Source organism: Frigoribacterium sp. CFBP 8751 (assembly GCF_014841545.1).
GTDB lineage: Bacteria > Actinomycetota > Actinomycetes > Actinomycetales > Microbacteriaceae > Frigoribacterium.
Genome location: NZ_JACYUB010000001.1, coordinates 130924 through 153149, shown reverse-complemented (window position 1 = coordinate 153149; position 22226 = coordinate 130924). Strand labels below are relative to the sequence as shown.

At 70.3% G+C, this 22226-nt stretch carries 21 protein-coding genes and 1 pseudogene; 13 read left to right on the top strand and 9 right to left on the bottom strand.

Going from position 1 to position 22226, the window contains the following annotated elements; genetic code table 11:
- Window positions 1-107: 107 nt before the first annotated feature.
- From trxA to IFT88_RS00755, 4 genes are all read right to left on the bottom strand, one after another.
- Complete coding sequence (gene trxA / locus IFT88_RS00770) at window positions 108-434, bottom strand: thioredoxin (protein ID WP_043595317.1); 327 nt, start codon at window positions 432-434, stop codon at window positions 108-110.
- Between the two features lie 48 nt (window positions 435-482).
- Window positions 483-1475: a thioredoxin-disulfide reductase gene (gene trxB, locus IFT88_RS00765; protein WP_043595319.1), complete on the bottom strand. Its 993-nt coding sequence runs from the start codon at window positions 1473-1475 to the stop codon at window positions 483-485.
- Between the two features lie 168 nt (window positions 1476-1643).
- Window positions 1644-3308, bottom strand: coding sequence for a murein biosynthesis integral membrane protein MurJ (murJ, locus tag IFT88_RS00760; protein WP_056227988.1), 1665 nt, complete (start codon window positions 3306-3308; stop codon window positions 1644-1646).
- On the bottom strand, window positions 3305-5563 hold the full coding sequence (locus tag IFT88_RS00755; RefSeq protein ID WP_192118364.1) for a DUF6049 family protein: 2259 nt from the start codon (window positions 5561-5563) through the stop codon (window positions 3305-3307). Before IFT88_RS00755 ends, murJ begins: the two co-directional genes overlap by 4 nt.
- A 164-nt stretch (window positions 5564-5727) precedes the next feature.
- Between IFT88_RS00755 and IFT88_RS00750 the strand changes: the two genes are divergently transcribed.
- The 12 genes from IFT88_RS00750 to dnaB all read left to right on the top strand — a co-directional run bounded on the left by IFT88_RS00750 (window position 5728) and on the right by dnaB (window position 17714).
- Complete coding sequence (locus IFT88_RS00750) at window positions 5728-7167, top strand: CCA tRNA nucleotidyltransferase (protein ID WP_043595322.1); 1440 nt, start codon at window positions 5728-5730, stop codon at window positions 7165-7167.
- 192 nt (window positions 7168-7359) lie between these two features.
- The gene (gene rpsF, locus IFT88_RS00745; protein WP_043595324.1) at window positions 7360-7767 is read left to right on the top strand and encodes a 30S ribosomal protein S6; all 408 of its coding nucleotides are present in this window, start codon (window positions 7360-7362) and stop codon (window positions 7765-7767) included.
- Between the two features lie 4 nt (window positions 7768-7771).
- Window positions 7772-8347: a single-stranded DNA-binding protein gene (locus tag IFT88_RS00740; RefSeq protein ID WP_043595325.1), complete on the top strand. Its 576-nt coding sequence runs from the start codon at window positions 7772-7774 to the stop codon at window positions 8345-8347.
- Between the two features lie 50 nt (window positions 8348-8397).
- On the top strand, window positions 8398-8658 hold the full coding sequence (rpsR, locus tag IFT88_RS00735) for a 30S ribosomal protein S18 (RefSeq protein ID WP_043595327.1): 261 nt from the start codon (window positions 8398-8400) through the stop codon (window positions 8656-8658).
- A 14-nt stretch (window positions 8659-8672) separates the two neighbouring features.
- Window positions 8673-9125 carry a 50S ribosomal protein L9 gene (gene rplI / locus IFT88_RS00730; protein WP_043595329.1) on the top strand — a complete coding sequence of 151 codons (453 nt, stop codon included), beginning with the start codon at window positions 8673-8675 and terminating at the stop codon, window positions 9123-9125.
- Between the two features lie 525 nt (window positions 9126-9650).
- Entirely contained in the window at window positions 9651-10706 is a 1056-nt protein-coding gene (locus IFT88_RS00725) for a LacI family DNA-binding transcriptional regulator (RefSeq protein ID WP_192118362.1), read from the top strand.
- Between the two features lie 3 nt (window positions 10707-10709).
- Entirely contained in the window at window positions 10710-12227 is a 1518-nt protein-coding gene (locus tag IFT88_RS00720) for a sugar ABC transporter ATP-binding protein (RefSeq protein ID WP_043595332.1), read from the top strand.
- A gap of 31 nt (window positions 12228-12258) precedes the next feature.
- Window positions 12259-13230: an ABC transporter permease gene (locus IFT88_RS00715; RefSeq protein WP_043595333.1), complete on the top strand. Its 972-nt coding sequence runs from the start codon at window positions 12259-12261 to the stop codon at window positions 13228-13230.
- 220 nt (window positions 13231-13450) lie between these two features.
- Window positions 13451-14401 carry a substrate-binding domain-containing protein gene (locus IFT88_RS00710; protein ID WP_192118360.1) on the top strand — a complete coding sequence of 317 codons (951 nt, stop codon included), beginning with the start codon at window positions 13451-13453 and terminating at the stop codon, window positions 14399-14401.
- Complete coding sequence (locus IFT88_RS00705) at window positions 14398-15366, top strand: ribokinase (protein ID WP_192118358.1); 969 nt, start codon at window positions 14398-14400, stop codon at window positions 15364-15366. The genes IFT88_RS00710 and IFT88_RS00705 overlap by 4 nt, the downstream gene beginning before the upstream one ends.
- A complete protein-coding gene (gene rbsD, locus IFT88_RS00700; RefSeq protein WP_192118356.1) occupies window positions 15363-15746 on the top strand; it encodes a D-ribose pyranase in 384 nt (127 codons plus the stop codon). Before IFT88_RS00705 ends, rbsD begins: the two co-directional genes overlap by 4 nt.
- Before the next feature lie 579 nt (window positions 15747-16325).
- On the top strand, window positions 16326-17714 hold the full coding sequence (gene dnaB, locus IFT88_RS00695; RefSeq protein ID WP_043595340.1) for a replicative DNA helicase: 1389 nt from the start codon (window positions 16326-16328) through the stop codon (window positions 17712-17714).
- A 40-nt stretch (window positions 17715-17754) separates the two neighbouring features.
- Here dnaB and IFT88_RS00690 read toward each other — a convergent pair whose 3' ends face one another.
- The 5 genes from IFT88_RS00690 to IFT88_RS00675 all read right to left on the bottom strand — a co-directional run bounded on the left by IFT88_RS00690 (window position 17755) and on the right by IFT88_RS00675 (window position 21435).
- Complete coding sequence (locus tag IFT88_RS00690; RefSeq protein WP_192118347.1) at window positions 17755-18393, bottom strand: DUF1345 domain-containing protein; 639 nt, start codon at window positions 18391-18393, stop codon at window positions 17755-17757.
- A gap of 88 nt (window positions 18394-18481) precedes the next feature.
- Window positions 18482-19603 carry a glutathione-independent formaldehyde dehydrogenase gene (locus tag IFT88_RS00685; protein WP_342212034.1) on the bottom strand — a complete coding sequence of 374 codons (1122 nt, stop codon included), beginning with the start codon at window positions 19601-19603 and terminating at the stop codon, window positions 18482-18484.
- Window positions 19604-19777: 174 nt separating this feature from the next.
- The gene (locus IFT88_RS16915) at window positions 19778-20521 is read right to left on the bottom strand and encodes a zinc-binding dehydrogenase (protein WP_342212033.1); all 744 of its coding nucleotides are present in this window, start codon (window positions 20519-20521) and stop codon (window positions 19778-19780) included.
- Between the two features lie 78 nt (window positions 20522-20599).
- Window positions 20600-20953: an alcohol dehydrogenase catalytic domain-containing protein gene (locus IFT88_RS16910; protein WP_342212032.1), complete on the bottom strand. Its 354-nt coding sequence runs from the start codon at window positions 20951-20953 to the stop codon at window positions 20600-20602.
- On the bottom strand, window positions 20950-21435 hold the full coding sequence (locus IFT88_RS00675) for a hypothetical protein (RefSeq protein WP_192118343.1): 486 nt from the start codon (window positions 21433-21435) through the stop codon (window positions 20950-20952). The genes IFT88_RS16910 and IFT88_RS00675 overlap by 4 nt, the downstream gene beginning before the upstream one ends.
- Before the next feature lie 439 nt (window positions 21436-21874).
- Between IFT88_RS00675 and IFT88_RS00670 the strand changes: the two are divergent.
- Window positions 21875-22153: pseudogene (locus tag IFT88_RS00670) on the top strand (DnaB-like helicase C-terminal domain-containing protein); the annotation flags it as partial.
- Between the last annotated feature and the right edge of the window lie 73 nt (window positions 22154-22226).

Sequence of the window (22226 nt, the reverse complement as noted above, 5' to 3'; positions counted from 1 at the left end):
GTTCTGTCAGAGGGTGATTCGGTCAAGACTATGCCCGTGCGGGCGGGAGACGACGAGAGCCCGCCCAGCGTGTGCTGGGCGGGCTCTCGTCGTGGTGTCGGCGTCGACTACGCGATGAACTCCGCCAGGTCGGCCTCGAGGGCCGGCTTGGGCTTGGCGCCGATGACCGTCTTGACGACCTCGCCGCCGCGGTAGACCTTCATGGCCGGGATCGAGGTGATCTGGTACTTCATGGCGGTCTGGGGGTTGTCGTCGACGTTGAGCTTGACGATCTCGATCTTGTCGCCGTGCTCGGCGGCGATCTGGTCGAGGATCGGCGAGACGGCGCGGCACGGGCCGCACCACTCGGCCCAGAAGTCGACGAGGATCGTCTTGTCGGAGTTGAGGACGTCGGCCTCGAAGGACGCGTCGGTCACTGCTTTGGCGCTGCTCATGGTGTTCCTTTCGTCAGGGTGATCTGGGTTGGCTTCAGGAGGCGCGGGTCAGGCGACCACGGACTCGGACGTCTCGACGCCCTCGGCCGACCCGACGGTCTGCTCGGCCAGGAACGTCTGGTCGAGCGAGGCCAGGTAGTGCTCGACGTCGAGCGCCGCGACGGTGCCCGAGGCCGCGGCGGTCGCCGCCTGCCGGTAGGTCGCGTCGATGACGTCGCCCGCGGCGAAGACACCGGTCAGGTTGGTCTTCGAGCTGCGTCCCTGCACGGCGATCGTGCCGTCGGAGGTCAGGTCGACCTGACCGTGCACCAGGTGCACGCGGGGGTCGTTGCCGATGGCGATGAACAGGCCGTCGAGGTCGAGGTCGGTGGTGCTGCCGTCGACCGTGTCGGTCAGGGTGACGCCGGTGGCCTTCTCGCCGCCGAGGATCGCCGTGACCTGCTTGTCGAAGAGGAACTCGATCTTCTCGTTGGCATGGGCCCGGTCCTGCATGATCTTCGACGCGCGCAGGCTGCTCGAGCGGTGGATCACGTAGACCTTCGAGGCGAAGCGGGTCAGGAACGTCGCTTCTTCCATCGCCGAGTCGCCGCCGCCGACGACGGCGATCGCCTTCTCCTTGAAGAAGAAGCCGTCGCAGGTGGCGCACCAGCTGACGCCACGGCCGCTGAGGCGCTCCTCGTCGGCGAGACCGAGCTTGCGGTACGCGCTGCCCGTGGCGAAGATCACCGTGAGGCTCTCTTCGACGGTGCCGTTGCCCAGGGTGACCTTCTTGACGTCGCCGGTCAGGTCGACGGCGGTGACGTCGTCGAGCAGGACCTCGGCGCCGAACTTCTCGGCCTGCTCTTGCATCTTGAACATGAGCTCGGGGCCCTGGATGCCGTCGGGGAAGCCGGGGAAGTTCTCGACCTCGGTGGTCTTCATGAGCTCGCCGCCGGCCTCGACCGAACTCGCGACGATGAGGGGGCGCAGACCGGCCCGGGCGGCGTAGATGCCGGCCGTGTAGCCGGCGGGGCCGGAACCGATGATGATGACCTGGCGCATGGGCACCTTCCTGGGGAGAACTTCACGAGCGGGAAGACGACCCGCGAGCGGTGGCTCGGGCGGTCGGATCCCTCGATCGTCTGATGGAACGCATCCTACCGACGGGGCATTCCCGCGGGCCTGGCAGTCCGGGGCCCGGCCGTGCTCGGCAAAGGCGCTCAGCGGCGTTCAGCGACGCAGGAGGCGCGAGACGGTCGGTGCGAGACGTGCGGTCACCGGCGTGGTCAGCACCCGCAGCTCGGGGATCCGCGCGAACCAGAGCAGTGCGCCGTAGACCAGGCCCATGACGGCCCCGGCCACGACGACCGTCAGCACGCCCGGCACGCGGCCGGACTGTGCGAAGCCGTCGGCGGAGAAACCACCCAGGACGGTCACGACGACGAGGCCCACGGCCCCGGCGACGAGCGAGAAGACGAAGAACTGGACGTAGCGGCGCAGCACCCAGCGGCCGTCGATGCCGCCCAGCCGCTTCTTGACGACGACGAGCGCGACCACGGCCTGGCTGGAGCCCGCGATCGACGTCGTGACGGCGATGGCCATGGCGATGTGCTCGGGCGACACCACGGCGGCCGAGACCGCGACGCCGGCGACGAAGATGCCCGACTGGACGAGCTGCAGGAAGAACGGCGTGCGCTGGTCGTGCATCGAGTAGAACACCCGCTGCACGATGAACAGCACGCTGAACAGGACGAGGCCGGGCATGTAGCCGAGGATCACCTCGGCGGTGCGGGTCGACCCGGCGAAGTCGACCTCGAAGAACCGGGCGAAGGGGTAGGCCACGACGCACATGGCGACCGCGGCGAACACCATGAACATGCCGATGGCCCGGAGGGACTGCGACATGTCGGTGCGGACGGCCCGCAGGTCGCCGCGCGAGGCGTGGCCGCTCATGCGCGTGAAGTAGGCGGTGCCGATCGACACGGCGATGATGCCGTGCGGCAGCATGAAGAGCAGCCAGGCGTTCGCGAGGACCGCGTTCGAGGCACCCACCTCGCTGCCCAGGGTGGCGACGCGGCTCTGGACCAGCCCGGCGAGCTGGGTGACGAGCACCATGCCGAACAGCCACCCGGCGGCCTTGCCCGTGGCGCCGAGGCCGACGCCGCGCCAGCGGAAGTCCGGGCGGAAGGTCAGACCCGCACGGCGCCAGAACAGCAAGAGGAACGCCGCCTGCGCCAGGACGCCCAGGGTGGCCGTGGCGGCGATGACGAAGATGCGGTCGCCGGTCCAGACGTCGACCGCGGAGTTCTCGACGGCACCGCCGAACATCACCATGAAGACGACCAGGCCGGCGATGGCCACGACGTTGTTGAGCACCGGGGCCCAGGTGAAGGGCCCGAACACCTGTCGGGCGTTCAGCACCTCGCTCAGCAGCGAGTACATGGCGTAGAAGAAGATCTGCGGCAGGCACCAGTAGGCGAAGGCGGTCGCGAGAGCGAGCTGGTCCGAGGTGAATCCGGCGCCGCCGTCCGTGCTCTGTTGCGCGTAGAGCCGCACGAGCACGGGGGCGAGCAGCGTGCCGGCCAGGCCCACGGCCGCGAAGACGATGGTGCCGAGGGTCACGATCTTGTTGATGAACCGCTGCCCCCCGTCGTCGGAGGTCGCCGCCCGCACGATCTGGGGCACGAGCACGGCGCTGAGCAGGCCACCCGCGATCAGCGCGTAGATGTTGTTCGGCAGCTGGTTCGCGAGGGCGAACGAGTCGGCCGCGCGGCTGGCCGACTGCCCGATCGCGGCGGCCAGCACGGCCGCCTTCACGAAGCCGAGGACGCGCGAGACCATCGTCCCGGACGCGAGGAGGATGCTGGCGCGACCGAGACCGCCCTGGTTGCTCACATGGACTCCTGGACGGGCGGCGAGGCGGCCGCATCGGGTGACGGGGCGGCATCGGCCGACGGGCCGTCGCCGGACGACCGGGTCTCGTCGCGCGCCCGGCGGCGCTTGCGGAAGGTGCGGTAGAGGCCGCCGACGAAGAGGGCGGCGAAGGCGACGCCGAAGATCCAGGTGATGGCGGTCTCCCACCCGGCCTGCACCGAGAGCGGCACGTCGACCGGGGTGGCGATCGCCACGCCCGAGAGGCTGACCAGCTGCAGCTGCACCGAGACCGTCCCGTTGGCGACGGACTGCACGGGCACGCTGACCCGCGTCTGGGACTGCGGCTGGATCGTCACCTCGATGGGACTGCGCTCGATCGAGAGGATGGAGTTCGACGGGGTCAGGTTCAACATCACCGTCGCGACCGAGTCGGTCTTGTTCTCGAGGTAGAGGGGGAGGGCCGAGCGGTCGCCGAGGATGGAGATCGGCGAGCCCTGGACGACGGCCACGAGACCCGACGTCGCGGTCGCGTCGGCCACGGCCGAGGCGACCTCGGCGGGGAAGCCGTCGACGTTGTCGCGCCAGGCGTGCGAGGCCAGGGCCATCGTGCGGAGTCGGGCCGACTCGGTGACGAGCTGCGGTTCGGCGAGGGCGGTCGAGAAGTCCACGACCCTCTCGTCGGCGGACACCAGGTCGCGCAGCTGGTCGAGGCGGGCGTCGCTCTCGGGGCTGTCGACGACCGTCGCCGTCGACGGGGTGCTCGCCAAGGCGTCGGTCAGGGTGGCACCGCTGACCCAGGGCAGGCCGTCGACGGCCTGCAGCGTGCGGGTGAGGAACTGACCGGTCGAGGGCCACTCGCGCTCGAGCGTGGTCAGCAGCGTGCGGGCGTCGCTGGGCCGTTCGTAGGCGATGGTGGCGACGGTGGCGGAGAGCCGGGCCATCGTGGCCTGCCACTCGGCCAGGCTCGTCGCCTCGGCGGCCTCGGTGACCAGGTCGGACAACGGGTCGTCCGAGACGACGGCCGGGACGTCACCGATCGTGACCGCGGCGTTCTCGGTCGAGTCGCCGTCGACGTCGACGTTGCCGCTCGAGACGATGGTGGACGTGTACGAGCCGCCGGCGAACGCGGTCAGGTCGGCGGACACGACGGACGACTCGCGCGGCCAGACGACGTCGCGCTGCGTCCACGGGAAGTCGAGCAGCTGGGCGGTGGTCGGCAGGACCACGCCGTCGCCGGGCGTCTCGTCGGGCGACGGCTCGCCGGTCGGCTGGTCGGTGACCCCGTCGCTCGGCAGGGCGGAGGGGTCGGATCCGGCGACGCCGGTGCCCGAGCCGTCGTCCGTGCCCTGGTCCGGGGCCTCGGTGGGCGTGTCGGTCGGTGCGGGCATGTCCTCGAAGCGGTCGGGGTCGACCAGGGTGTCGAGCGAGGTCACGGCCGGGACGGTCGTCGCGCCGGCCTGTCGCAGCCCGGCGACGTCGGCGTCGGCGTACGCCAACGGGAACATGTCGTTCGGCAGCGCCTGCAGCTCGTCGAGCCAGTCGACGGCCGGCTGCGGGGCCTCGGTGCCGAGCAGGCGGATCGACGCGATGATCATCGGGTCGACGCCCAGGGTCGCGCCCGTGCCGGACACCGCGTCGAGTTCGCGTCGCAGCACCCCGCCGTCCGAGGTGTAGGCGGCGAGGGCGGAGGCGTCGAGGACGCCCGTCTCGCTCTCGGGCGTCGTGATCGGCACGGCGACCGCCACGCGGGTCGGCTGGAAGCTGTCGGCGGGGTACCAGACCACGCTGCTGCGGGTCTGCGACACCTGGCCGCCCGAGGCGTCGAGCACGCGGGCCCCGAGGGCGCGCGCCCCGAAGGCGCGGCCGGTCAGGCCGAGGCGGTCGGCGGGCACGACGACGGTGTCGAGGGCGACGGAGGACCCAGCGGGGACCGCGGGCACGTCGACCTGGACGAGCTGTCGCCCGAGGTAGTCGTCGCCCGAGACGTCGTCGGGGTCGAGCCACGAGGCGAGCTTGGACCGTGTCGTGAACGGTTCGCGGTCGAGGTAGATCCGGGCCTTCGTCGCCGCGAGGTCGCTGTCTCCGTCGTTCGTCACGGTGACCCCGAGGGTGAGGTCGTCGTCGGGTCGCAGCACGCCGTCGGAGGCCGGCTCGACGGTCATCGTGACGCCGTCGTCGGAGGGCGCGGACGCCGCTCGTGCCGCGGTGGCGGGCAGCCCCACCGACACGACGAACACCGCCAACAGGGCGGCGATCACGGCGAAGAAGAGTCTCATAGGCGTCAGGTGTCGACGGCGACAGGGGCCGTTCGAGCATGCCGAGTCTAGGCAACGACGACCAAGAAGCAGCGGCGAAGCGCCTGCGAGGTGGGAGGACGGGGTCGCGAGGCGCCGTCGGGGACTCAGCCCGCGCCTCCTCGGCTGTGGCAAGCTGTTTCGTCATGGACAGCGTCGCACGGGCCCTGCAGCGACTGGACGATCTGGCCGCCACCCCCCGCATCGAGAAGCTCGCCGCCGCGTTCGCCGCGGCCGGTCACGAGCTCGCCCTCGTCGGCGGTCCGGTGCGCGACGCCTTCATCGGCCGGCCGGTCAACGACCTCGACTTCACGACCGACGCCGACCCCGACCGGATCCTGGCGATCGTCGTCCCCCTGGCCGAGGCCCACTGGGACGTCGGCCGCGCGTTCGGCACGATCGCCGCCCGCGTCGACGGCGAGACCGTCGAGATCACCACCTACCGCAGCGACGTCTACGACGGCGAGACCCGCAAGCCCGTCGTCGAGTTCGGCGACACCCTCGAGGGCGACCTGGTCCGTCGCGACTTCACGGTCAACTCGATGGCGCTGCGTCTGCCCCAGCGCGTGCTCGTCGACCCGTCCGGCGGCGTCGACGACCTGCTGGAGGCGCGGCTCGCCACCCCGGGCACCGCGGTCGACTCGTTCCGTGACGACCCCCTGCGCATGATGCGGGCCGCCCGGTTCACGGCGCAGCTCGGCTTCACCGTGTCCGACGAGGTGCGCGAGGCGATGACCGCGCGGGCCGAGACCCTGTCGATCGTCTCGGTCGAACGGGTCGCCGACGAGCTGTCGAAGCTGCTCAAGACCGAAACCCCCCGAGACGGTGTCCGCTTGCTGGTCGACACCGGCCTGGCCGACCACGTGATGCCCGAGCTCGCCGCCATGCGCCTCGAGGTCGACGAGCACCACCACCACAAGGACGTGTACGAGCACAGCCTCACCGTGCTCGACCAGGCCATCGGCTACGAGCGGGAGCGGCACCCAGGCGAGGCGCCCGACCTCACCCTGCGCCTCGCGGCACTGCTGCACGACTGCGGCAAGCCGGCCACGCGCCGCCTCGAGCCGGGCGGGGTCGTCACCTTCCACCACCACGACGTCGTCGGCGCCAAGCTCGCCAAGAAGCGCTTGAAGGCGCTGCGCTTCGACAACGACACGATCGCCGCCGTCTCCCGCTTGATCGAGCTGCACCTCCGGTTCTTCGGTTACACCGAGGGCGGCTGGACCGACTCGGCCGTGCGCCGGTACGTCCGCGACGCCGGTGACCAGCTCGAGCGGTTGCACATGCTGACCCGGGCCGACGTGACCACGCGCAACCGACGCAAGGCCGACCGGCTCGGCTTCGCCTACGACGACCTCGAGGCGCGCATCGCCGAGCTGCGCGAACGCGAAGAGATCGACTCGCTGCGGCCCGACCTCGACGGCGACGAGATCCAGCGCGTCCTCGGCATCGGCCCGAGCCGCGAGGTCGGCGAGGCCTACCGCTTCCTGCTCGAGCTGCGCACCGAAGAAGGGCCGCTCGGCGCCGAGGTCGCCACCGAGCGCCTGCTCGCCTGGTGGAACGCACGCGAGGGCGCAGGGGCGTAACCCGTCCTGCGGGTGTCGACCCGCGCCTCCTCGGCTCTCGAAGGCCACTGGCCGCTGCGGCGGCATTGATTCAGGAGGCGCGCTCGGCTACGCTGGGAAGGTTGCGTCTGCCTCACGGTCGACGCCGCGACATGAATACCCTCCTGTCACAGACCGTCTGTGACCGTTAAGTCCGAAGGAGGTGGGTTAGTCATGCACCAGTACGAACTGATGGTCATCCTGGACCCCGAGATCGATGAGCGCACCGTCGCCCCGAGCTTGGACAAGTTCCTCAACGTCATCCGCAACGATGGCGGAACGATCGACAACGTGGACATCTGGGGACGTCGTCGCCTGGCCTACGAGATCAACAAGAAGACCGAGGGCATCTACGCCGTCGTCAACCTGACCTCGAACTCGGCCGCCACGGTCGAGCTCGACCGCCAGCTGGGTCTCTCCGAGGCCGTGCTGCGCACCAAGGTCCTGCGTGCCGAAGAGGCGATCGCCATGGTCGCCGCCGCCAAGAAGGTCAGCGACGAGAAGGCCGCCCGCAAGGCCGCCAACGCCGCTGCCGCGCCCGCCGCCCCGGCTGCTCCCGCCGCCGAGAAGGCTGCCGAGTAGTCCGATGGCTGGCGAGACCGTCATCACAGTGGTGGGAAACCTCACCAGTGACCCCGAGCTGCGCTACACGCAGAACGGGCTCGCGGTCGCGAACTTCACCATCGCGTCGACCCCCCGCACGTTCGACCGCGCGTCGAACGAGTGGAAGGACGGCGAGGCGCTCTTCCTCCGTGCCAGCGTGTGGCGCGAGTTCGGCGAGCACGTGGCCAGCAGCCTCACCAAGGGCAGCCGGGTCATCGCTCAGGGCCGACTCAAGCAGCGCTCGTACGAGACCAAAGAGGGCGAGAAGCGCACCAGCATGGAGCTCGAGATCGACGAGATCGGCCCCTCGCTGCGTTACGCGACCGCTCAGGTGACGCGCGCCGCGTCCTCCCGCGACGGCGCTGCCGGTGGCGGCTCCTTCGGGGGCGGCAACGGCGGTGGCAACCGTGGAGGCCAGCCGGCTCAGGTCGGCGGCGGTCAGGCGCAAGAGCCGTGGGGTCAGCCCGCCGGCGGTCAGCAGGGTGGCAACACCTCTGGCGGCGACGTGTGGAACACCCCCGGTGGCAACGGCACCTACAACGACGAGACGCCTTTCTAGGCATCGCCGTTCCCTTTTAGTACTTCTTCATTCATCGAAAGTAGAAACCAATGGCTGGAAAGAGCAGCGGCGACCGCCGCAAGCCCCTCCGCGGCAAGGGCGGCAAGAACGCCGCTCCCGCGAAGTCGATCCGCGTCGGTGTCATCGACTACAAAGACGTCGCGACCCTGCGCAAGTTCATCTCGGAGCGTGGAAAGATCCGCGCCCGTCGCATCACCGGCGTCTCCGTCCAGGAGCAGCGCCTCATCGCCCGTGCCGTGAAGAACGCCCGTGAGATGGCGCTCCTCCCCTACGCCGGCTCCGGCCGCTGATCGGAAGGACCACCATGTCGAAGGTAATCCTGACCCACGAGGTCTCCGGCCTCGGTTCCGCCGGTGACGTCGTCGACGTCAAGAACGGCTACGCCCGCAACTACCTGGTGCCCCAGGGCTTCGCCGTGGCGTGGAGCCGCGGTGGCGAGAAGCAGGTCGCTCAGATCCGTACGGCCCGCGAGACCCGCGAGCTCAAGACGATCGAAGAGGCCCACGACCTCAAGCAGCGCCTCGAGGCCCAGAAGATCCGTCTCACGGTGAAGACCGGTGCCGACGGCCGTCTGTTCGGCTCGGTCCGCCCGGCCGACGTCGCCGACGCGGTCACCGCCCAGGGCGTCGCGACGATCGACAAGCGCAAGGTCGAGATCCCCACGACCATCAAGGTGACGGGTGAGCACGAAGCCACCCTCCGCCTGCGCGAGGACGTCATCGCGACGATCACGCTGACGGTCGTCTCGGCCAAGTAGCACCCCGGCGCTTCGGCGCCTGCTGAACGCGAGAGCGGCGGTCCCCCTCGGGGGGCCGCCGCTCTTCTGCGTGCCGGGTGCGTGCGGTGCGCCGGCCTGGTGGCGGGTCGCGATGAACCCCGTTCCGTGCGATGAACCACGAAACGTCGTGGTTCATCGCACGGAACGGGGTTCATGGGCTGGGCTGGGCTGGGCTGGCTGGCTGGCTGGCTGGGCTGGCTGGGAGGGCTGAGCTGGGCTGGGAGGGCTGAGCTGGGCTGGGAGGGCGGGGACGGGGAGGCGCGGGGCGGCTGGGGCGGGCACCGCGCCTCCTCGGGGGGCGTCTTGTGTCGCGATGCACCCGGGTTCGAACGATGCACCGCGTTGCAACCGGGTGTTCGGTTCGAAACCGGGTTCTTCGGCACTCGGGGCTCGCGTTGACAGGAGGAGGTGGCTCGTCTACTGTCGTGGAATCGGTTCCATGGAATCGATTCCACGCAGCGGACACGCCCTGCGACCCGCACCACTACGACGAGGTAGAGCCCGATGAACACCGTGACGATCAGGGACGTGGCGCAGCGCGCCGGCGTCTCGGCCGCGACGGCATCGCGTGTGCTGTCGGGCAACCCGGCCACCTCCGCCGAGTCGCGGGCCCAGGTCGAACGAGCCGTGCGCGAGCTCGACTTCCGCCCGAACGCCCAGGCCAGGGCGCTGCGCTCGACCCGCTCCGACACGGTCGGCCTGCTCGTCTCGGACGTCCGCAACCCGTTCTTCGCCGACCTCGCCCACACCATCGAGCAGTCGCTGCTCGAGCTGGGCTACGTCACCCTCCTCGGCAACGCCAACGAGAACCGCGAGCAGCAGGACCGCTACCTCGACACCCTCATCTCGCGCCGCGTCGACGGCGTCATCGTCGCTCCGCAGGGCACCGACTCCGCCAGCATCGACTCGCTGCTCGCCCGCGAGGTGCCGACGGTGTTCGTCGACCGCACGATCCCCGGCGTCGACGTGCCGAGCGTGACGACCGACAGCGTCCCCGGCATCCGAGCCGCCGTGCAGCACCTCGTCGACCTCGGCCACGAGCGCGTCGGCTACGTCGCGGGCCCGCAGAGCGTCTCCACCGGGCGCGAGCGACTCGAGGCGTGGACCGCCGCGGCCGCCGAGCTGGGACTCAGCACCGACCCCGACCTGGTCTACGTCGGCGACTTCCAGTCCGCCAGCGGGTCGGCCGCCGTGCACGCCCTGTTCGAGCTCGACGAGCCGCCGACCGCCCTGCTCGCCGCCGACAGCCTCATGGCCGTCGGAGCGATCGCCATGCTCAACCGGCTCGGCATGCGCATGGGCACCGACGTCTCGGTCGTCGCGTTCGACGACATCGAGTGGTTCTCGCTGCTCGACCCGGCCCTGACCGTCATCGCGCACAGCGTCGAGGAGATGGGCCGCATCGCCGTCCAGCTGCTGCACGAGGTCATCGACGGGCGCACGCCCGACTCGGTCGTGCTGCCCAGCGAACTGATCGTGCGCGAGTCGACGACCCGCGCCTCCTCGACCTCGACGGACCCGACAGACCCCACCCCACCCCGACCCCTCGGCAGGAACTGACCCATGCCCCACTCGATCGACGACGATCGCCCCCTGCTCACGCTCGAGAACGTCAGCAAGTCGTTCGGCCCCGTGCGGGTCATCGACGACGTCACCGTGCACGTCCGGCCCGGCCGCGTGCAGGTGCTGCTCGGCGAGAACGGCGCCGGCAAGTCCACCCTGATCAAGATGATGTCGGGCGTGTACCAGCCCGATGCCGGCCGTGTGCTGGTCGACGGCGAGGCCGTCCACCTGCCCAACACGCACGCCGCCGAGAAGCTCGGCATCGCGACGATCCACCAAGAGCTCAACCTCGTCGCGTCGCTCAGCGTCGCCGAGAACGTGATGATGGGGCGGTTCCCGACCCGGTTCGGCCTGGTCGACCGTCGCGAGCTGAAGAAGCGGGCCCGCGCGGCCCTCGACCTGATCGGGCTCGACGTCGACGTCGACCAGAAGGTCGGCGAGCTCGGCATCGCCCGCCAGCAGCTGGTCGAGATCGCGAAGGCGCTGAGCATCGACGCGCGCATCCTGATCCTCGACGAGCCGACCGCGGCGCTGACCCGACACGAGACCGAGATCCTCTTCCGCGTCGTCGAGCAGCTGCGCGCCCGCGGCGTCGGCATGCTCTTCATCAGCCACCACCTGGACGAGATCGCCGAGATCGGCGACACCGTGGCCGTCCTGCGCGACGGTGCGTTCGTCGCCGAGGTGCCCGCGTCGACCGGCGAGGACGAGCTCGTCCGCCTGATGGTCGGTCGCGACATCGCGCACCAGTACCCGCGCACCCCCGGCAGCGAGAGCGACTCCCCCGTCGTCCTCGAGGTGCGGGGCCTGACGTCGAAGACCTTCCGCGACGTCTCGTTCGAGGTGCGGGCGGGCGAGGTGCTCGGCATCGCCGGGCTCGTCGGCGCCGGTCGCACCGAGGTCGTCCGCGCGATCGCGGGGGTCGACAAGTACGACTCCGGCAGCGTGACGGTCCGCGGCAAGCGACTCAAGAAGGGCGACGTCGCCGGGGCCATCGCCGCGGGCGTCGGCCACGTGCCGGAAGACCGCAAGGCGCAGGGGCTCGTGCTCGGCGCCTCCGTCAACGACAACCTCGGCTACGCGACGCTCGCCAGCAGCGCGAAGGCCGGCCTGGTCGACTTCGCCGGCCAGCGTGCGAAGGCCGACGAGGTCGCCTCGACCCTGCGCATCCGCATGCGCGACATCGACCAGGAGATCGGCTCGCTATCGGGCGGCAACCAGCAGAAGGCCGTGTTCGGCCGCTGGATCATCGCCGGCTCGACGGTGTTGCTGCTCGACGAGCCGACCCGCGGCGTCGACGTCGGCGCGAAGGTCGAGATCTACGAGCTGGTGAACCGCATCACCGACGCCGGAGGCGCGGTCGTGATGGTCAGCAGCGAACTGCCCGAGGTGATGGGCATGAGCGACCGCATCCTCGTGATGCGCGACGGAGTCGTCGCCGGCGAGGTCGCCGCGGCCGACGCCACCCAGGACACGCTGATGACGCTCGCGGCACGCGACGTCCCCCCGACGAACTGACCCGAGAAGCACGGACCCGAGGACGACACCCATGACCACCACCACCGTGAAGGCGCAGCGACGCTCCTTCGACATCAAGACCTTCCTGGCCGCGAACGGGGCCCTCGTCGGGCTCGTCGTGCTGTGCCTGGCCCTCTTCATCGCGACGCCGGACTTCCTGACCGGCCGCAACCTGCTGAACATCGGCATCCAGGTGTCGACCGTCGCCGTGCTGGCGTTCGGCATGACCTTCGTCATCGTCGCGGGCGGCATCGACCTCTCGGTCGGCTCGGTCGCCGCGCTGTCGGCGATGGTCTCGGGCTGGTTCTTCGCCACGGCGGGGCTGCCCGGCGGCCTGGCGCTCGCCCTCGGGCTCGGCACAGGCCTCGTGGCCGGCCTGGTCAACGGGTTCGCCAGCGCGTACGGCAAGCTGCCGTCGTTCATCGCGACGCTCGCCATGCTGAGCGTGGCGCGCGGCCTGACCCTGGTCGTCTCGGACGGTCGCCCGATCGCGACTCCCCCGGCGGTGTCGTTCCTCGGAGGCAACATCGGGCCGGTGCCCGTGCCGATCATCGTGCTCGTGCTGGCCGCGATCGTCGCGTCGTTCATCCTGAACCGCACCGTCATCGGCCGTTCGATGTACGCCGTCGGCGGCAACGCCGAGGCCGCCCGCCTGTCGGGTCTGCCGGTCAAGCGCATCGTCGTCACCGTCTTCGGCCTGGCCGGGCTGTTCGCCGCCCTCGCCGGTCTGCTGCTCGCCGGCCGCCTCGACTCGGCCCAGCCGCAGGCGGCCTCGGGCTACGAGCTGGACGCCATCGCCGCGGTCGTCATCGGCGGCGCGAGCCTGGCCGGCGGCGTCGGACGCATCTCGGGCACCATCATCGGCGCCCTCGTGCTCGTCGTCATCCGCAACGGCCTCAACCTGCTGAACGTCACGTCGTTCTGGCAGCAGGTCGTCATCGGCCTCGTCATCGCCCTCGCCGTGGGCGTCGACGTGCTGCGGCGCAAGACGCGCAGCAGCTGAGGCGACCGGCCGGCCGTGCCGGGTGCTGCCGCGCGGGTGGCACCGCCAGCCGAGGAGGCGCGGTGCGGCGCGGACGCGCGGCGTCGCGTCTCAGCGGGGCGGCGGCAGTTGCGGGGCCCGGCCCTGGGGCTGCGGCGCAGCCACGGCGACGGTCCCCCACCAGATGACCCGCGCCTCCTCATTTTTTCCTGAACACCCAACCCAACCCGAAGGACACACGATGAAGTTGACCTCGTTCCGCAAGGCCGCCACCGTCACGGCGATCGCCGCCCTGGTCGCGACCGGCACCGCCGGCTGCAACCGCACTCCCGCCGGAGAGGCGGACCGCCCCACGGTGGTCCTGTCGCTCAGCACCCTGAACAACCCCTTCTTCGTCGAGCTGCGTGACGGCGCGACCGCCGAGGCGAAGAAGCAGAACGTCGACCTCGAGATCGTCGACGCCCAGAACGACTCGGCCACCCAGGCCAACCAGCTGGCGACCGCGGCCTCGACCGCCGACGCCGTCATCCTCAACGCGGTCGACAGCGACGCGGCCGGCCCCGCCGCCAAGGCGCTCAACGAGGCCGACGTGCCGATCGTCGCCGTCGACCGCGCGGTCAACGGTGCCGACGTCGCGTCGTTCGTCGCGAGCGACAACGTCGCCGGTGGCGAGCAGGCCGCCAAGGCCCTCGCCGAGGCGATCGGCGAGAAGGGCGAGGTCATCGTGCTGCAGGGCGTCGCGGGCACCTCGGCCAGCCGCGACCGCGGCGAGGGCTTCACCAAGGGCATTTCGGCCTACCCGAACATCACCGTCGTCGCGCAGCAGACCGCGAACTTCGACCGCGCCACCGCGCTCGACGTGACCACCAACCTGCTGCAGGCGCACCCGAACGCCGTGGGCGTCTTCGCCGAGAACGACGAGATGGGCCTCGGAGCGATCCAGGCGCTCGGCTCGCGCGCCGGCACCGACGTCCAGGTGGCCGCGTTCGACGGCACCGAGGACGGCCTCAAGGCCATCGAGGCCGGTACGCTCTCGAGCACGATCGCGCAGCAGCCCGCCGAGCTCGGCGCCCTCGCGGTCGACCAGGCCGTCAAGGCCGTCAACGGTGGCAGCGGCGACGAGGGCCCCTCGGACCAGGCCGTCGAGGTCATCACCGTCACGAAGGAGAACGTGGGTGACTTCACCGAATGAGTGGTTCTGAATCGCAGGGCGCCGGCACGGTCGTCGTGGTCGGGTCGATCAACGTCGACCAGGTCGTGACCGTCGACCGCCTGCCCCTGCCCGGCGAGACGCTGATCGGCTCGTCGATGACCCTCTCCCCCGGTGGCAAGGGCGCGAACCAGGCCGTGGCCGCCGCCCGCCGCGGAGCCCGCACCGTGATGATCGGTGCGGTCGGCGACGACGGACGTGCCGACGACGCCCTGCCCTACCTCCGCTCGAGCGGTATCGACGTCAGCGGCGTCGACACCGTCCCCGGGCCCACCGGCCTGGCGATCGTCAGCGTCGGAGGCGACAGCGAGAACACGATCGTCGTCGTCCCCGGGGCGAACGGTGCCGTCTCGGCGTCGTTCGTCGGAGGGCACGCGGGCGCGTTGGCCGATGCTGCGGTGGTCGTCCTGCAGGGGGAGATCCCCGTGGACGGCATCGCCGCCGCCGTCCAGCACGCCGGAGGGCGCGTGGTGTTCAACCTCGCCCCGGTGATCGACGTGCCGGCGGACGTGGTGAAGGCCGCGGATCCGCTGGTCGTCAACGAGCACGAGGGTCGGCTGCTGCTGGCCGCGTGGGGCGCTTCTGGTTCTGCCGCGGCTTCCGAAGCCGAGGAGGCGCGGGTCGACGACGAGTCGGTCGTCGCGTCCCTGCGCGCCCAGGGAGTCAGCTCGGTCGTCATGACCCGCGGTGCCGCCGGCGCGATCGTCTCCGACGCGTCGGGCACCGTGCTGGTGGCCTCGCCTCGCGTCGCTGCCGTCGACTCCTCCGGAGCCGGGGACGCCTTCGTCGGTGCCCTCGCCGCCGGGCTGGCCGCGGGTGCGTCGCTGCTCGAGGCCGCTCAGGACGCCGTGCGGGTCGGGGCCTTCTCGGTGACGGGCGTCGGCACGCAGGCGTCGTACCCGACGCTCGAGGACGAGCTGCCTGCTGCTGCCGGGGTGACCTCGTGAAGCGCGGTGGCCTGCTCAACGCCCAGCTGAACCACGCCGTCAGCGGCCTCGGCCACGGCGACCTCGTGGTCGTCGCCGACTGCGGACTCCCCCTGCCTGCCGGAGTCCCCGTGGTCGACCTCGCCGTCGTCCATGGCCTGCCCGCCTTCTCCGACGTGCTGGATGCCCTGACAGCCGACGTGGTGTTCGAGGCCTGCACGGCCGCGGACGAGAGCCGGGGCCGCGAGGCCGGCGACTGGATCACGTCCCGGTTCGACGACGTGGCCTACGTCTCGCACGACGAGCTGAAGCGGCTCTCGGGTGGGGCGCGCCTCCTCGTCCGGACGGGTGAGGCGACCCCGTACGCCAACGTCGTCCTCCGCTGCGGCGTCCCCTTCTGAGGCACCTGCTCCCCCTCGAACCCCGTTCCGTGCGATGAACCCCGAACCTTCGTGGTTCATCGCACGGAACGGGGTTCTTCGTCGTCCGAGCCCGTCAGGAGGCGCGGTGCCGGCCCCCGATACCGCCCTGACCAGCCTCTTCGCAGGCCCCCCTTCGGGGGTTACGGGAAGCTGAACGCGCGCTGCGTCGCTACCGGTTCAGAAGCCCGAAAGTCAAATCCCTTGTGCACAGGCGGATGTCAAATCGGATGTCTCAACCCCCGGTTTAGACAATTTTCTCCACACAGGTGTGGAATGACGAAACCCCAGGTCAGAAGCCCCTAGTTTGACTAAAGTATCTCGTTGTCCACAGCACGATCCACAGTTCTCCCCAGGGTTGTCCGGCGTTGCTCACCTGTTCTCCCCAGAGTTATCCACAGGTGCATTTGCTGTGGAGAACTCGGTGTCCATAAGGTGTACCCGCGCTCGTCAGGGGTGGATCACGGCGGTTCGGCAGGGGGATGTCGGGGGTCTGTCGTACAACTGCCTTGAGCGTCTTCGGTGCTGCCCCGCACCCACCCGATTCTCGCTGGAGGACCCATGTCGATCGCCCATCTCGGTCTCGCTCCCGATGCGTCGAACGCCCGCGATCGCGACCGTGGTGGCCCCGTCAACATGGACCGCGTCCCGCCGCACGACCTGCTCGCCGAGCAGAGCGCGCTGGGCGGCATGCTGCTCAGCAAGGACGCCGTGGCCGACGTGATCGAGACGGTCCGCGGCATGGACTTCTACGTGCCCAAGCACGAGGTCATCTACGACGCGATCCTGGGGCTGTACTCGCACGGCGAGCCCACCGACGTCATCACGGTCAGCGACGAGCTGATGAAGTCGGCCGACCTGTCGCGTGCCGGGGGAGCGGAGTACCTCCACACCCTCACCGGCGTCGTGCCCACTGCGGCGAACGCGGGGTACTACGCGTCGATCGTCGCCGAGAAGGCGGTGCTGCGCCGTCTGGTCGAGGCCGGCACGCGCATCGTGCAGATGGGTTACGCGAGCGAGGGCGAGGTCGTCGACCTGGTCAACAACGCGCAGGCCGAGGTCTACAACGTGGCCGGTGGCGTGCAGACCGAGGACTACGTGCCGCTGAACGAGGCGGTGACGGTCGCGATCGACGAGATCGAGGCGGCCAAGGGTCGTGACGGTCAGATGACGGGTGTGCCGACCGGGTTCGCGCAGCTCGACGCCCTGACGAACGGGTTCCACCCGGGTCAGCTGATCATCGTGGCGGCGCGACCAGCGCTCGGTAAGTCGACGTTGGCGCTCGACCTGGCGCGGGCGGCGTCGATCAAGCACGGGCAGGCGTCGGTGTTCTTCTCACTCGAGATGGGGCGCAGCGAGATCGCGATGCGTCTGATGTCGGCCGAGTCGAGTGTGCCGCTGCAGAACATGCGTAAAGGAACGGTCGACGCGCGGGACTGGACGAACATCGCGCAGGTGCGCGGCCGGATCAACGACGCGCCGCTCTTCATCGACGACTCGCCCAACATGACGTTGGTCGAGATCCGGGCGAAGTGCCGTCGCCTGAAGCAGCAGCACAACCTCAAGCTCGTGGTGATCGACTATCTGCAGCTGATGACGTCGGGCAAGCGGGTCGAGAGCCGTCAGCAAGAGGTGTCGGAGTTCTCGCGTGCGCTGAAGCTGATGGCGAAAGAGCTGCAGGTGCCGGTGATCGCGCTGTCGCAGCTGAACCGTGGTCCCGAGCAGCGTGCCGACAAGAAGCCCGCGATCAGCGACCTGCGAGAGTCCGGTTCGCTCGAGCAGGACGCCGACATGGTCATCCTGTTGCACCGCGAGTCCGCCTACGAGAAGGACAACCCCCGCCAGGGCGAGGCCGACTTCATCGTCGCCAAGCACCGCAACGGCCCCACAGACACCATCACCGTGGCGTTCCACGGCATGTTCTCCCGCTTCGTGGACATGCCCAGCTAGCGAATCGCCTCGCGGACGTCGGGCTCGGGCACGCACATGGTCAGCTCTGCGCCAGGTTCGTCACCAGGTTCAGGGTGGTGGCGATCAGGACGGTGCCGAAGAAGTACGACAGCAGGGCGTGGGGGAGTGCGGTGCGTCGGGTGCGGGTGTCGTCGGGTTCGACGTCCGGGGCCGAGTACGCCATGCCGATGGTGAAGGCCAGGTAGGCGAAGTCGCTGTAGGTGGGAGGCGCCTCCTGCTTGGCGTCGAAGCCGTCGCGGTCGTGGTCGACGTAGTAGATCCGGGCGTACTTGAGGGCGTACATCGTGTTGACGAGGGCCCAGGCGACCATCGTCGCGAGGATGCCCAGCACGACGGTGACGACCGAGACGGGGTCGCTGGCGTCGCGTGCTTGGACGAGCGCCAGCAGCATGGCCCCGACGCTCGCGAGGCACGCCACGACGAGGGCGTCGTCGGTGAGGCGCGAGCTGGACTCCTCGTTCGCCAGGCGCTCGGTGCCGGCCGCGTCCTGTGGCCAGCAGCCCCGCCAGACGTGCACCAGGGCGATGAGGCCGGCCGTGCACCAGGCCGCCAGGGGGCCCAGCGTCGGTGCACCGGCCAGCCCCACGCCCACGCCGACGGCGACCCCGATGGCGACGTAGAGGCCCGTCCGTCGGGGGGACAGGATGCGGTCGTCCATCGGTGCTCCTCGGTTCTCGGGCCGGTTCGGGTCCGGTCCGGGGTAGGGGTCGGGGTCGGGGTCGGGGTCGGGATCGGGTTCGGTCGGATCAGCCGGCCGACGGCACGGCGTCGGGGTGCAGCACGACCTTCGTCCAGCCCTCGCCGCGGGCGTCGAAGTGCTCGTAGGCCTGCGGGGCCTCCTCGAGCGACAGCTCGTGGCTGACGATCCACGACGGCTTCGCCTTGCCGCCGGCGATCAGGTCGCGCAGGGCCCGGTTGTACTTCTTGACCGGGCACTGGCCGGTAGCCATGGACTGCCCGCGGAACCAGAACTGGCCGTAGTCGAACGGGATGACGCCCTGCTTCGCCAGTTCGTCGGGCGCGCCCGGGTCCTGCGGCACGTAGACGCCGACGACGCCGAGGTCACCGGTGAACCGCACCGACTGCACGAGACGGTTCAGGGTGAGGTTGGGCTGCTCGGCACCGTCGGGGTCGTGGGCCTGGTAGCCGACGCACTCGCAGCCGTTGTCGGCCCCGAGTCCCATCGTCAGGTCGAGGACGGCCTCGACCGGGTCGACGGACGAGTCGTCGATGGGGATCGCGCCGATCTCCTCGATCGCCGCGAGCCGGTCGGGGTGCCGGTCGACGACCATCACCTTGCTCGCCCCCTTGAGGATCGCCGAGTACGCGGCCATCGCGCCGACCGGCCCCGCCCCGTAGACGACGGTCTGGTCACCCGGCGTCACGTGGGCCATCTCGGTCGCGTGGTACCCGGTGGGGAAGATGTCGGCGAGCATGACGTAGTCGGTCTGCCGTTCTTCGGCGTCCTCGCCGAGGCGCAGGCAGTTGAAGTCGCCCCACGGCACGCGCAGCAGTTCGGCCTGCCCGCCGGGCCACGGGCCCATGTCGGCGAACCCGAAAGCGGCGCCGGCCCAGGCGAGTTCGGGCTGGGCGGTGAGGCAGTAGTTGGTCAGGCCGCGTTCGCAGTTCTTGCAGTGGCCACAGGCCACGTTGAACGGCAGGACGACCCAGTCGCCGACCTGCACCTTGTCGACGGCCGAGCCGACCTCGATCACCTGGCCCAGGTTTTCGTGGCCGAACCAGCGGCCGGTCTCGAAGTCGGTGCGGCCTTCGTACATGTGCAGGTCGGACCCGCAGATGTTGGTGCTGGTGATGCGGACGAGGACGTCGGTGGGCCGCTCGATGCGGGCGTCGGGGACGTCGCTCACCGACACCTTCCTCGGCCCTTCGTAGACGACTGCTCTCATGATCTCTTCCCTTTCTTCGGTGGTGGGGCGACGGAGGCGCGGTGTCGGGTGGTGGGGGAGGCGCGCGTCGGGTGCCGGGGAGGCGCGCCTCCTCGGGTGGGTGGGTCGCGCCTCCTCGGGGTGGCGGGCACGGTGTCAGGTGCCGGGGCGGAAGACGGCGCGGACGCAGCAGTCGTCCTTGTTCTTGAACATCTCGTAGCCCTCGGGCCCCTGCTCGAGTGGGAGGACGTGGGTCGCGAGGTGCTCGGTGTGGAGTTCGCCGGCCGCGATGCGGTCGAGGATCATCGGGATGTAGCGGTGGCCGTGCTGCTGGGCCCCGCGCAGGGTGAGGCCCTTGTTCATGACGGCTCCGAGCGGGAACTTGTCGACGAGCCAGCCGAAGACACCGAGGCTGAAGACGCTGCCGCCCTTGCGGCAGGCGTAGATCGCCTCGCGCAGTGCGGTGGGCCGGTCGGTCTGCAGTCGCAGCTGCTGTTTGACCTGGTCGTAGAGGTGTTGCGCGCCGGTACCGTCGGCTTCCATGCCGACCGCCTCGATGCAGACGTCGGGGCCGCGGCCGCCGGTGCGCTCCTTGAGTTCGGCGAGGACGTCGTCCTGCGCGAAGTCGAGGATCTCGGCGCCGACGTGCTGCCGCACCTGGTCGAGCCGTTCGGGCAGCTGGTCGATGACGACGACCTGTTCGGCCCCGAGCAGCATGGCCGCACGGGCGGCCATCTGACCGACGCCGCCGGCACCCCAGACGGCGACGGTGTCGCCGGGCGTGATGCCGGCGAGGTCGGCGCCGGTCCAGCCGGTGGGGGCGGCGTCCGAGGCGAACAGCGCTGCTTCGTCCGAGACGCCGTCGGCGACGGGGAAGGCGCCGTGGTCGCCGTAGGGCACGCGGATGTACTCGGCGTGGCTGCCGGCGTAGCCGCCGAGGGCGTGGCTGTAGGCGAAGCATCCGCCGATGGGGGAGCCTTAGAGGGTCTCGGTGAGGGCGGGGTTGGGGTTGCCGTTGTCGCACAACGAGTACAGCTCGTGGGTGCAGTACCAGCACCGGCCGCAGGCGACGAACGAGCAGACCACGACGCGCTCGCCGACCTTGCGCTTGCGGACGCCCGACCCGACCTCGACGATCTCGCCCATGAACTCGTGGCCGAGGACGTCGCCCGACCGCATGGTGGGGATGTACCCGCCGAGCAGGTGCAGGTCGGACCCGCACGTCGTGCTGAGGTGGACCTTGACGATGACGTCCTGGTCGTTGAGGATCGTCGGGTCGTCGACGGTCTCGACCGAGGTCTCGTTGACGCCGGTCCAGGTGAGGGCCCTCACAGCAGTCCCTCCTCGTCGGCACGGTCGGTGGCTTCGTCGACGAGGGCGCCGGTGGGGGTGGCCTTGCGCTCGCCGTGGGGAGTGGGGTCGACCCGCAGGACCTCGCCGGCCTCGATGACCTGCTTCGCCCGTCGGAGCGCCACGCGGATCTCCTTGGCCGCCTCGGCGGCGTCGTCCTCGGACGAGGCGGGTTCGCGGAGGCGGGCGCGCAGTTCGGTGCCCTTGTCGGCGGGTGCGGGCCGCGCCTCCACCTCGACGGTGTCCCGGAGGTCGTCGAAGAAGGGTGGGGTGTCGTCGGCACCGAGCACGTCCTGCGGCTGGGCGAGGATCGTGACGGCCTGCCACCGGGAACGGGACTCCTGGGGGGAGCCGGCGCCCTCGTCGGGGCGGCGGCGGTGTCGTCGTCCGACGACGGCGGCTGCGGCGGTCGCCACGGCGGCGACGCCGACGCCGGCTCCGGCGCCGGCCAGGCGGCCGGCCATCAGGCGGCCCACCTCGTCGGGGGAGCGGGGGTGTCCCGCTGCGGATCGGTGGTGTTCATCTCGACCTCCTCGGTTCGCGCGAGTGCGCAGTTCTCTGGATGGGTGAGCGGGCGACCGGTCCCTGGATCTGCCCCCCGGCCGCCCGTTCGACCCCAGTGTGCGCACCGCGCGGCCCGTGCTGCGAGAGGAATTTTCGACCCTTGACACCGCCCGGCCGTCAGTTGTTACGTGGATCGGATGGGGTCCGGGAGGAGGCACGGGGCGGGTCGCCGGATCGGCCCGGCTAGCCAAGACTGTCGGGGTCGGGAGGCGCGGTGAGCGTCGTCGTCGAGAGGTGTCGGGGGGCTCGTGCGGGCTGGCACGGGTGGTGACGGCGGCGCAGGTGCAGGTGCAGGTGCAGGTGCAGGTGCAGGTGCAGGTGCAGGTGCAGGTGCAGATGCAGATGCAGATGCTCGTGTTCGCGTTGTCGCAGCTGAACCGTGGCCCTGAGCAGCGTGCCGACGAAAAGCCCGCGATCAGCGACCTGCGAGAGTCCGGTTCGCTCGAGCAGGACGCCGACATGGTCATCCTGCTGCACCGCGAGTCCGCCTACGAGAGGGAGAACCCCCGTCAGGGCGAGGCCGACTTCATCGTCGCCAAGCACCGCAACGGCCCAACTGACACCGTCACGGTGGCGTTCCACAGGATGTTCTCGCGGTTAGTCGACATGGCCAACTAGGTTTCACTGGATTTGTGACTGCCACAGGTCAGTGTCGTGTTCCAGGCCTTCTTGTCGTGACGTTGGGCTGATT